This is a genomic window from Paenibacillus sp. GYB004, assembly GCF_036577605.1.
Lineage (GTDB): Bacteria > Bacillota > Bacilli > Paenibacillales > NBRC-103111 > Paenibacillus_AB > Paenibacillus_AB oceani.
In genome coordinates this window covers 237,434-250,089 of the sequence record NZ_JARBDB010000040.1, presented here as the reverse complement: position 1 = coordinate 250,089, position 12,656 = coordinate 237,434, and the positions used below count along the sequence as shown (strand labels likewise).

General features: G+C 57.9%; 5 protein-coding genes. 4 read left to right on the top strand and 1 reads right to left on the bottom strand.

The window, feature by feature from the left end; translation table 11 throughout:
• Positions 1 to 68 precede the first annotated feature (68 nt).
• Positions 69 to 1,388 (bottom strand): ABC transporter substrate-binding protein, encoded by a 1,320-nt coding sequence (locus PV433_RS17340; RefSeq protein ID WP_332073324.1) that lies wholly within the window; start codon positions 1,386 to 1,388, stop codon positions 69 to 71.
• Positions 1,389 to 2,433: 1,045 nt separating this feature from the next.
• Between PV433_RS17340 and PV433_RS17335 the strand changes: the two genes are divergently transcribed.
• The 4 genes from PV433_RS17335 (at position 2,434) to PV433_RS17320 (ending at position 12,637) form a co-directional block, all read left to right on the top strand.
• Complete coding sequence (locus tag PV433_RS17335) at positions 2,434 to 3,744, top strand: ABC transporter substrate-binding protein (protein ID WP_332073323.1); 1,311 nt, start codon at positions 2,434 to 2,436, stop codon at positions 3,742 to 3,744.
• Positions 3,745 to 3,817: 73 nt separating this feature from the next.
• Positions 3,818 to 4,813 (top strand): hydroxyacid dehydrogenase, encoded by a 996-nt coding sequence (locus PV433_RS17330; protein WP_332073322.1) that lies wholly within the window; start codon positions 3,818 to 3,820, stop codon positions 4,811 to 4,813.
• Between the two features lie 254 nt (positions 4,814 to 5,067).
• Positions 5,068 to 7,857, top strand: a complete 2,790-nt coding sequence (locus PV433_RS17325) for an FIMAH domain-containing protein (RefSeq protein ID WP_332073321.1) — start codon at positions 5,068 to 5,070, stop codon at positions 7,855 to 7,857.
• A 58-nt stretch (positions 7,858 to 7,915) separates the two neighbouring features.
• Positions 7,916 to 12,637 carry a hypothetical protein gene (locus PV433_RS17320; RefSeq protein WP_332073320.1) on the top strand — a complete coding sequence of 1,574 codons (4,722 nt, stop codon included), beginning with the start codon at positions 7,916 to 7,918 and terminating at the stop codon, positions 12,635 to 12,637.
• Positions 12,638 to 12,656 lie beyond the last annotated feature (19 nt).

Here is a 12,656-nt window from a genome sequence, read left to right as displayed (position 1 = left end):
CCATGAACTCCCCAGCAACTCCCCGCTCCACAGCCCCGTTTCCCCTCGAACAACCGAACCCCCGCCACCTACTTCAGGAAAGCCTTCGTATCCTGCTCCATCAGCTCGTTTGCTTCGCGCAGCGCCGTGTTGATGTCTTTGCCTTGGTGCAGCACCTCGTTAAACGCGGTGTTGATTCGAATGACCGGCAGAGTGGGGTAGTCGTAGACGAATGGCTGGATTACTTGCAGCTTGGCTTTGGTAAGAGCGGCTACATTTTTATTTTGGAAGGCGGTGATCGCTTTGCCGAATTCGTTGTGGATGCTCGTGTCCTTCAGGACGGACATTTTCCCGTTGCGCGACCATTCCAGCTGCACTTCATCCGACAGAACGACGGAGATGACCTGGAAGGCGGCGTCTTTGTTTTTGCTTTGCTGCGTGATCAGCATATTGTAGGTGTCCGCCCGCTGGCCGAAGCCCGGTGCTTTGTTGTTCGACGGATACGTGAACACGTTCCAGTTGAACGGGTTCGTCTCGCGCAGCTTCTGCAGCGTTCCCATATGGCCGAAGGCGATCGCTACCTGCCCGTCGAAGAACAGCTGCTCATAGTTCGTACCGGCCGGGGGCATCAGCGCTCCTTGCGTATCGTACAAGCTCTTCCACAGCGCCAGCACGCTTCGCCAATCTTCCGTGTCCAGCATCGCTTTTTTCTTTTCTTTGTCCAAATACGGCAATCCGAGCTGATACCCGCCCCACATCGCGTCGCCGGCCCACAGTCCGATGTACTTCTTATCTCCTTCCTCCCTCGTGAGCTGTACAGCTTTCTTCTGAATTTCTTCCCACGTCATCTTGTCGGTCGGGTAGCTGACGGCGAATTTGTCGAACAGGTCGGCATTGTAAAATAAGCCGAAGGCGTTGTTGTAAAAGGGGAGCGATATCATGTAGTCGAGGCCGGTGGCGGTTTTCAGGGAGTCGATGAGTTCAGGCAGGAGGCGGTTTTTATCGAATTCATGCTTGCGGATCAGGTCATCCATGTTTTGGGTGACGCCCAGCCCGATTATTTTCATCAGCGCATACGGTGCATCGACGAGGATGTCCGGAATGTTTTTGTTCACGACCATTTCTTCTACCGTTTGAGTTCCTTTCGGCATGTCGTTGGACCGGACTACGGTAATGTGCGGATATTTTTTCTTCACGGGGTCGGCTACGTACTTCTTCAGTTCCTCGTCCGTCAAAAAGAACGGATTCGCTCCGATCGTGACGGTCACCGGCTCGGTTTGGACGGCCGGTTTCGCGGGTTCGCCAGTGGCGGGCTCTTGAACGGTAGTGCCAGGGGATTTGTTGCAGCCGCTAAGGATCAACACAACGGATAAAGCGGAAAATATCAAAGGCAATGCCGATTTGCTCACTTCGATCACCCCATGATTATTTTGGTAAATCCGCTTGCTTGTTAGCGAAGTGCGATGTTGTCAGACGTGCGAAATCTTACCTCTTTCCGGCTTGGACCGCCGACGTGCGGCCGGGCTCCGTTCGCGGTGCGGACTTGGTTCTCTCCGGTGTGGAAACAAAAGTGCGATTGTCGGATGGCAGGGCGCATTTGTTGCTGGATGGACTCCTCCTTTCCTGGGCGATGCAAACTGTGCGGACCTTCCCTGTTGCTTTTCTTATTTATATGCGTGAATAAGGATATCAACTATCATTTATAGATTATATATAATATATTATATTTCCCCTGAAACTTGTCTGTCAATACAAATATATGGATGATTTCACGTGAAACACATTAGGTATTTAAGGGTAAATAGGTATTTTATTGATGTTAGTCGGGCGTTCCGTAATATGCAATGGACAAACGGGGGCGTGATTCCAAGACAAGTTCCAAGTCATAATGCCAGGACGCGATTTCAAGATATAGTCCAAGGCATAGTTCCAAAGCGTAAACCCAAAGCGTAAACCCAAAGCGTAAACCCAAAGCGTAAACCCAAAGCGTAAACCCAAAGCGTAAACCCAAACATAATTCCAATACGTACCTAGTAAATCCGTGCCTAAAATATGCCTGCCAGTTCTTACATAGATCACTTTTCCCTGGTTCCTTTTTAAAATCAAAAGAAAACCACAATTATAGACCGGACATTTTTGAAGAAGGTCGAAAACTTGCAGATAAACCAAAACAAACCCTTATTTTATAAGGGTTTGTTTGCGAACCGTCCTAAATCAGTGTCTTTATATAAGGCTATAAGTAAGGAACCAGTTGACAATAAATAAAGCGCTTTCTAAAATAAACGTTAGAAACATTGGAACTAGAAAGACACCACAACCCGATTCAATACACGATGACCGGCGGGACTACAGAACGATAAGGGGGATGTTTGTCCGTAAGGGGTCGAAGCGAAAGAAGCTGTTTTCGCCGTATTGAAGCACAACAAACAAGACGTTTAGGGGAGGGTGGTTGCTATGGTTAAAAAGAAGGGGTATATCGCTATAGCTGCTCTGATGTCCGTTCTGGTGTCCGCCTGCGGAGCTCAGGGTACGAAGGAAGGAGGCGATCCGGCACCGGCGGCGCCGAAGCCGAAGGAACCGTATACGTTGAAAATATGGGGCGGCGGCGTGTCCGCGGCGGAATTCGACGAGCGGTTCAAGGCGATGTTCGCTCAGAAGTTCCCGCACATTACGGTCGAATATATCGTCAACGGGAAAGGAACCACGATGCCGGAGCTGGTGGCGGCGGGGGACATCCCGGATATTATCCGGTTCGACGTGCCCAGTATCCGCACGAGTTACCTCGATCTCGGGATCGGCTACGATTTGTCCGAGCTGATCAAGACGAACAAGTACGATACGCAGCGATTCGTTAAAGTGTTTATGGACGAAGTGATCGACGCCGGCCGTTCGGAAGCGGTGTACGGGCTGCCGATGCCGCCTTATTTCCCGCAAGTGCTGTATTACAACAAAGATTTGTTTGATAAATTCGGCGTCGCTTATCCGAAGGACGGCATGACCTGGGATGAGATCTATGACATCGCCAAGAAGATGACACGTGTGGACGGAGGCGTGGAGTATCGGGGCTTCAGCTCCAATCCGGTTAATACGCTGCGCGACAATCCGTTCTCGCTGCCGATTCTCGATCCGGCCCGGGATCAGCTCGCCGACCCGGAGAAGTGGAAGCTGCTGTTCACTAATCTGAAGCGGTTTTATGAAATTCCGAACAACAAGATCGAGGCGACGAATACGAATGAAAATGCCGCCTTCTCCAAAGGGAAAGTCGCGCTCATGCCGAATCAACACAGTGTCTACTTGACGATCCCTGAGTCCGTGAACTGGGACATGGTGACGTACCCGATCATGGAAGGAGCGCCGAAGCTGGCGCCGCAGCGGGGACCGGCCTATCTGGGTCTCTCCAAGACGAGCAAGCATAAGGAAGAAGCGTTCGAGGTCATTACGGCGATGCTCTCGGACGAGATTCAGCTGGCCGATTCCAAGCGGGGCATCACGACTACGCTGAACAGCAAGGAGATCGAAGGTGCGCTCGGCACCGGACATCCGGTATACAGCAAGAAAAACATGAAGGCTGTTAACCATTACCCGCCGACACCTTATACGCAGAAGCGTAAGGCTGATCTGCTGGACGTTCCCGGCGCGACGCAGCAAAACCTCGTCGGCACGACGTTCATCGAGGTCGCTCAAGGCAAGGTCGACCTGAACACGGCGATCCGCCAGCTCGAAGAGAAGCTGAAGGCGGAGCTCGACAAGCAGAAGAACAAATAAAGGAACGAACGGGCATAAGCTTAGTGGGCCGGGTACGCCGGACACAACTTACAGGGATGGAGATGGAGAGAAGATGGGAGTTCGAATAGCCGTACTGGCAGAACCTCGAATACAGCAACGGATTTTTGGCGAGAAACACTGGGAGCAGCTGAACGCGCTCGGGGAGGTCGCCCGGATCGAGCAGGAAGGGCCGATGCAGCCGGATGCCATGATGGCGGTTATCGAAGGAGCCGACATCGCGATTACCTCGTGGGGGTGCCCTGCGCTGACCGGAGATATTTTGGAAAGCGCCCCAGAGTTAAAAGGAGTGCTCCACGCCGCAGGTACAGTGAAAGGGATCGTCACCCCGGACGTTTGGCGGCGAGGCATCCGGGTATCGAGCGCCAACGGACCGCTTGGCATGGGCGTAGCCGAGACGGCGCTCGGCTTCACGATCGCTTCGCTCAAGCATATGTGGTGGCTGTCGCAGTCGACCCGACAAGGCGGCTGGGGCTCCGGCAAAGATAGAGTGCGCGAGCTGTACCAGGTGACGGTCGGCGTCATCGGCGGCGGCAAAGCGGGCGGCCACTATATCCGTCTGCTGCGCAATTTCGACGTCCATATCATGATCTACGATCCGGTGATGACAGCCGAGCAAGCGGCGGCTATGGGAGCGCAGAAGGCGGAGCTGGAAGTCGTGCTGGCCGCAAGCGACGTTGTCTCCATTCACGCTCCGTCCCTTCCGGCGACGTACAAGATGATCAACCGCGAGCGGCTGGCCGTCATGAAGGACGACGCGATCCTGATCAATACGGCCCGGGGCTCCATCGTGGACGAGGAGGCGCTGGTCGAGGAGCTCCGCAAAGGGCGGCTGTTCGCCTGCCTCGACGTCACCGACCCGGAGCCGCCTGCACCGGATCATCCGCTGCGGAGCATGCCGAATTGCATCTTGACGCCGCATATTGCGGGAGCGGTTAATAACGGGGTGAAGCGGGTCGGCCAATTTGCGATCGACGAATTGAAGCGGCTGCTGGCCGGCACGCCGCTCGAAGGCGAGGTCCGCGAAGAGCAGATGAGCACGCTGGCGTAACAGAAGAGGGAGGCCGCCGTCTACCGCAGGGGAAAGCGGCGGCCTTTTATTAACGGAAAGGGGTGATGTCCATTACCAACAAGTTTGTCTGAGGTGCCGTCCAGTCCTGAACGAAAAGGATGACGCGTGAGGCTTTTCGACCAACGGGGCTGACGGGTGCCGGCTAAGCTTGTCCGCATGTGAAAGCTGCCAACACCATGACGACATCGACGAATCGCATCCCGGAACTTAATCAGGAAAGTGGGGATTCGCTTATGTACGTTCGAAACGGGGCTAAAAACGGCCTCATCTGCTGTCTGGCCATGCTGCTGTGCCTCATCTCGGTTATGGTGCCGGGCAAGGCCGGCCTGGCCAGCTCTCCGGCGATAGCGATTGTGAACGCGGGGTTCGAGCAGCAGGCCCCCGGAGGCGTGATTCCGGGCTGGAGGCAAACGTACGGCAACGGCGTGGCTGCGGCTACGTATGGGATTACGAGTACGTCCAAGTATAGCGGGAGCTTCAGTCTTCATCTGGATGACTTGTCTCCTACGGCGGCGCTTGGGGTGGAGAGCGACAAGTTCGCGATCGTCCCGGGGACCGCTTATTCGGCGTCGGCTATGTATCAGGTGGAGCGCGGGGCGCTGTCTATCTATTTGCAGTTTTTTAATGAAGCCGGAACCCGGGTGGCGAACACTTCGGCCGGTGTAGATATGACGGGCGGGGAATGGGTGAAAGGCGGCGTGTCCGGCATCGCTCCGGCGGATGCGGTGACGGCTTCGGTGCTGCTGTATTCTTCGACGACAGGACAGGGGGCGGGTCATATCGACGACGTGAAGGTCGAGGTCAATCCAATCGGTACGTTCGAGCTGTTGGGACAGCCGATTATGAATTTCATTAATCAGGACGCCGCGATCGGACGGGAGCAGGGTAAGGATGTCGCGTATACGGTGGTGAAGGGCGCCAACGACAGTACGGTATTTGCTGTAGTCGACCTGCTCACTGCCGATGTGATCAAAACGATCCCGATGCCCGGCGTCACCGGAGCGTGGGGCGTCAAGGCGGCAAGCGACGGTAAAATCTATGCGGGCACTCATTATGACGGCCATCTGTATCAATACACCCCGGGCAGCGACAGTATCGTCGATCTGGGACGGCTGAGCGCGGAGACGCACATCTGGGCGCTGGTGGCCGGGGCGAACGGTAAAATCTATGCCGGCACGTATCCGAATGCCCACGTGTTCGAGTACGACCCGGCGACCAATCAGGTAAACGATCTCGGCCGGGTACATCCGACGGAGAAATACGTCCGCTCCATCGCTTACGACGGCGACCGCAACGTTGTGTATGCAGGCGTCGGAGGGGTGACGGCGGGGATCGTCAAGATCGATCTGGCCACCGGGACTCACGAAGAAATTTTGCAGACCCTCCTTCCCGCCGCTTACACAAACTACGATTTTACTTCCAATATGGGTTATGCGCTCGGCAAGCTGTTCGTCAGGCTGAACAAGCCGGATCACCTGCTGATCGTGGATGTCGCCACGGAGACGGTAGAATATTACGACCCGAACGGTCTCGGCATGGGATCGAGGACGCTGGCGGTTATGCCGGGCGACGATCAAAATATTTATTTCGGTGGCTACGTATTGCGCTCGTATAACGTGGTGACCAAAACGTTTGCTGTAGAGTTTGCGGACCCGAACGCGAGAGCGTTCAACTTCTTCGACGGCAAATTTCTGCAGCTGAACGATCCGCAGCGGCCGGGGTATACGTTTGTCGGTTTTAGCGAGAAAGGCCAGATCTTTTTCAACAACAAGCAAACCGGCAATCTGTCTACTCTAAAAGTCGACAATTACGGCTCCCCGATTCTGATTCAAAGTTTGCATACCGGCTATGACGGCAATATATACATCGGCGGTTACTTGGGGGCTACCGGCTTTACATCCTATCGTCCGGCGGACGGCACGTTCACGGACGTGCAGCAGTTCGGCCAGGTCGAATCGGTGGCGAGCGTCAACAACAAGCTGTATATCGGCACGTACGGGAATGCGAGGGTGCACGAATATGATCCGACCGCACCGTGGACGTCCACGAATCCGCGAAGGGTAGCCGAGCTGGTCAGCCACGGCCAGGACCGTCCGTTCGCGATGGTCGGCATCGACTCGCTCTCCAAGCTGTATGTCGGCTCCGTCCCCGATTACGGTTCGCTGAGCGGGGCGCTGACGGTTTATGACGTGCCGACCCGGCAAGTCCAGGTGCACAAGGATATTGTGCACAACCAGGGTGTCGTTTCCTTGGCGCACAAAGACGGTCTCATCTACGGCGGAACGACGATTTACGGCGGTCTTGGCACGAGCGGGCCGTCGGAGACGGAAGGCAAGCTGTTCGTATTCGATACGGCGACGAACAGCAAAGTATTCGAAATCGTACCGGTCCCCGGCCGTAAAGTCGTGAGCGGCTTGCTGGACGGCCCGGACGGCCTGATCTGGGGCGTGGCGGAGGATACGATCTTCAAGTTCGATCCGGACACGCGGCAGATCGTCTACAAAGCGGCGAGACTCGGACGGTACGGCACCGGCACGGTATGGGTCGACGCATTCCTGGAGGTTGGTAAGGACGGCAACGTGTACGGGACGAACCGGCAAAAGACGCTGTTTATGATCAAGCCGGATACGATGGAGTTTGTTCGAATTAAAACCGGCGCGGGCAATTATTTGACGCAGGACCATCTGGGCAATTTGTATATGGCGAACGATGCGAATCTGTGGAAGTATACGCTGCCGCAGGAAGAGGAGGAAGTAAGCCTGGACTCGATGCAGGCGGCAGTCGAATCCCATCAGGCTGCGGGCGGCATTAACGGCACGTTCGCCGCCGAGCTCAAGTACCGGCTGACTATCATCGGCATCTTGTCCGGTCAGGGAGCGGCAGGCCAGGCGGCTGCCTACATGCAGGACTTCGTCAGCCATATTCAGGACCCGGCTGTTTTGCAGCAGGGGCTCATATCGGCGGCGGCATCGGAACGTTTAAGCGCGGATGCGGCCGTGCTGATCCAGGCGTGGACCGCTTAAGGAGCTTCGCCCCCGCGAAGGGGAGAAGCGGCTTTCCAAGTGATCGGAGGGGAAAAGGATGGGAAGCACAGGACAGCGCGGCGTGCGTTTGCGGACGGCAAAGGCGGCACTAAGCATTCTGCTTGCGTTCGCCGTCGTATTCGGCGGCAGCTTCGGCGCCGGGATCGGACTCGGTCCGGCGGAGGTCCGGGGAGAAGCGGCGGGCGAACGGTTTTACGATTTTGAGAATTTCGCAGTAGGCCCCTTGAACGGACAGCACGGCTGGACGAACGCCGGGCCGGAGGTGACGGTGACCGATCAGGTGTATGCCGTCAGCGGCGCCAAGACGATGAAGATTGCCGATAACGACAAGACGAAGGCGATGGGAGCGAGGGTGTCGTTCGATCCGATCGAACGCGGCAGCGTCGAGTGGTGGGTGAAGGCGGACACCGCCGACCGGCTGGTCATGCTGCTGGAAAGCACGGGCCCGCAAGGGACGAAGCCGGTCGAGTGGATCGGGCTGCTGGCGAACCGGACGATCGAATATTATGACGGGGCTGTCCGGACGAATTCGAGCGAAACATACGAGCCGGGGAAATGGTACCGGTTCCGGGTCGACTTTGACGCTGCGGCAGGCAAGAAGACGATCACGGTTCTGAGTGATGACGGCTTGCTGATGTTCCGCCAGGATACCGCCTTTCGGGATACTTCAGCTTCGATGGTGAATGTGTTCCGGTTTGCGACGATCTCGACCGGTCTCGGCACGTTTTATGTGGATAACGTCCGGATTCGCGATGCCGCGCTTGCCGATCCCGGCAGCCTGAGCGGTCTCCGCGCCGATCCGGAGTCCGTGCAGGTGGTGGCGGGGCAGACGAAGAAGGTGCATATGCTGGGCAGTTATACGAATGGAGATGTACGCGTAATGGATGGTGGGACTGTGAACTATACGTCTGCAAATCCCGGAGTAGCGACGGCGAGCGGCGGTATCGTGACCGGCGTATCGCCGGGGGCGACCGTGATAGCCGCCGTATACGAAGGTGCGCAGGCGATGCTGGACGTGAACGTGCTCGATCCGAACGATGTGCCGCCGTACAAAGATTTGCCGCTGCGTCCCCTGCAGCGGACGACGGACCTGAACGGGCTGAAGATCGTCGTGCCGGCCGGCCAGGAGTGGCAGGCGCTCGGCGAGCGGATCGCCACCGCGCTCCAGACGAGATGGGGCATTCAAGCCGTAATGGCGGCGCCGGACCGCGACCATTTCCGCGACGGCTGGACCGGCAATACGCTGCTGCTCGGCTCGCTGGGTAACAACGACCTGCTGGCCCGGCTGTACGGGATGCGCGCGTCGTATGCCGACGCCGTCTATCCGGGGGACGGCGGTTATCAGCTGCTGACGGCGATCGACCCGTTCGGTCTCGGCGGCAATACGATTATCGTCGGAGCGGGCGATACGGCGGGAGCGGCGCTTGGCGTCGACCGGCTACTGGAGATTATCGGTCAGCAGACGACCGCGGTTCTCCCTTGGCTGGCGGAAGCGAAGCTGTCCGATCAGGCGGCTTCCTATCTGCAATATGACGGCCACCCAAGCCCCGCCGATATTCAGTCGGCGCTGGCCGCTGCGGGGACGCGCCTGTCGAAGCTGAAGCCGACGGCGAACAACGAGACGGATGCCAAAGCATTGCATTCCGTGCTGTCGGCGATCAAAATCTACGGCGAAAACTACCAATTGACCGGCAATCCGGGCTTCGGCGAAGTGTACCGCAAGCTGCTCAAAGGGTATGCGTCTTTCCTGAACCGGCATCCGGCGGAGGCGAAGGCGCAACTGAACGAAAGATCGAACATGTGGACGGACGGCGACACGTTCATTCAGAACTGGACCATCATGGAGGCGTCGCCGCTGTTCACGCCGCTCGAGCGCAAGCAGATCGTCTCCGCCCTGTACCTGACGTTCGAGGCCAATGCGAGAGACGGCTACTTGACGGGGGCCGCAGCCAGCGGTCCGCGCTGGAACCATCAGATTTTCCCGGCCTTGTCGCTGATCGCGGGGAGCGATTATTTCCTCCGTTATTACAGCCTGGCCGAAGCTTCGGGATGGAAGCAGCTGGGCGAACGGATTTTTACGGGAAATACGTCGTACATCAGCCTGGACGAAGGCTCGGATTACCTGATGCACGTGCCGATGACGAATATCGATTACGCCATGGCGACGGGCAATCTGGATTTCATGCAGCGGAGCTTGCGTCCGAGCGCTGATCTGAACGCGCTGATGATCGATAATTTGGGCGTGATGGCCGGCGGCGGGGACACGTATCCGTTCGGCTACAGCAGCAGCGGGTTCTCGTGGGGACACTCCCAAGTGATGAACGCCGCGACGTGGCTGTACGGCGATCCGCTTTACCGGTTCTTGCTGGAGCGGGCGAGAACCGGACCGTTCCCGGATCAGCGGATGGGCGATCTGGATTATCCGATCCACCGGTATATGGCGGTGAAGCCGGATGAGTCGGCCGGTCCGCCGGAGGGAGCGTACCCAAGGGTGCAGGCGTCCTCCATCGAGCCGGGCATCTATGACGACTTGATCGAGAAAGAGCAGGCGCCGCTCGACGTAGCGCTGGAGGATACGTTCCATAAGCTGACGTTCCGCGAAGGGTTCGGGCTGGATGACAGCTATCTGATTCTGGACGGCTTCTCGGCCGGAGCGCACGGCCATCAGGACGGCAACGCGATTCTCAATTATACGGCGAACGGCAGGCTGTTCCTGACCGACCGGGATTATATCGAGAATACGCCGGAGCATCACACCGGGCTTGTCGTCACGAAGGACGGGGAGCAGCGGAAGAAGCCGCCGCTTGCCGAGCTACAGTGGTCGGCGGACGTAGACGGCATCGGGCTGAGCCGCAGCATCGTGCCGAAATACAACGGAACGGACTGGCAGCGCTCGGTTGTAAGTCCGAATGGCAGCTTTTACGTGATTTACGACGATGTCACGGTGAACGAAGCCGGCGACTATGTTCTGAAAAATCTGTGGCAGACGCTGGGAACGCCGAATATTCGCGGCGGCGACCGCTTCGAAGCGGAGCAGCAGGGCGTGACGATGTCGATCCACAGTCTGGACGCTTCGGATCTGCGCACGCAGGACCGGTACGGCCATTTCCGCAAATATTGGAAGTCCGATTACCCGTATCCGTATGCCGATCAGGAAACGGTGCTCAGCGAAGTGTTCGAGGAGCGCGGGTATGAGGCGGGTGAGAAGACCGGCTTTATCAACGTACTGTCCAGCCGTAAGAGCGGTCCCGCGCTTCAGACTCGGCGGCTGAACGAAACGACGCTGGAAATCCGTCAGCAGGGCGAGCAATGGCTGGCCGTCCAGTCGGAGCTGACGAGCAGCGATTTCGCTTCGGACGGGAAGTTCCATCTGATCGGCGAAGGAAAGCTGCTGGCGGCCGAGGCGACCCAGATCCGGATCGGCTCGCAGACGCTGGCGTTCGCACAGCCCGTTATGTTCTCGATGGATACCGCCACCGGGGAATGGACGACGCATTCGCTGCGCAAAGACCGGGTCGTCTATGATGCCCAGGGCGAACCGGTCCGGGAGGAAGCGCTTGATTCCGGTACCGCGGTCTGGTCGAAGCAGATGCTGCATCGGCTGGAGCGGACGGTGAAGGACCGGGAACATCCGCGCGAGTGGAAGAAGCCGCGGCCGGATCATCCGGAAGGGCTGGCCGACTGGCAGCGGGTACACCGGTTCCCCGAGCAAGTGACGGACAGCGCATGGGGCGAACTGAACGGAGACGGCACGGAGGAGCTGGTGCTTGGAGGCATTCAGGGCGCAGTGCAGGCAATCAACGATGCCGGCCAGGTGATGTGGAGCTTCGCGGCTGCCGGGCGCGTCAATGAAGTGACGATCCAGCAGTTGAACGGGCAGCCGGTCGTATTCGTCGCTACGGAGAACTGGCACGTGCATGCGCTGAATGCGCAGGGCCAGGAGCTGTGGAGTTACGTATTCCCGAGCGGAGCCGCACAGCGCGAGCGCAAGGGGAATCTGCTTGGCGTCACGAACGTCCGGGTCGCGCATGTGAACGGAGCCGATCAACCGCCTTGGGTGATGGTCGGCACCCAGTACCGGTACATTTACGGGCTGGATTCGAACGGAACGCTTCAATACGAGGACTTGTTGTATTATTACGGAATCGAAGATATGGCGTTTGCCGACTTTGACGGCGACGGCAAGGAGGAAGGCGTCTACGCGCTGGAATATGCGTATTACGCTTATTGGAACGAACGCGTCGTTACCCGTGGCGGCAGCGGCGGCGGTCCGGGCTGGAAGGTGGCTGACGTGCTGGAGCAGGGCGGCAGCGGAGGTTTGCCCGCTTTCCTGATGGGAACGAAGCAGAATGAAGTGCGTCTGGCCGGGTATAACGGGAAGCTGCAGGAGCTGTGGCAGCGGAACGTCGGCGGTGAAGTGAATGCGATCCGGCATGGCGATTACAACGGGGACGGACTGCCCGAGATTTTGGCCGGCTCGGACGGCTTCCAGTTCTATGCGCTGAATCCCGACGGTACGGTCCGGTTCCGCAAGGCGCTGGAAGACCGGGTGCGGCACGTGGACGGCTGGAGCCGCGGCGGCGTAACCGAGTATTGGGCGGCTGTGGACCACGGTCAGCTGGTTCAGTTGTCCGGCCAGGGCGAGATCGCCCAGAAGACCCGGTTCCAGCATCCCGTCGCGGCCATTCGGGCGGGAGAGGCGCAGCCGAAGCCATGGGTCGTGCTGGAGAACGGAGACGTGTACCGTTACCGGCGCTGACCGGATTATTTTACGGATT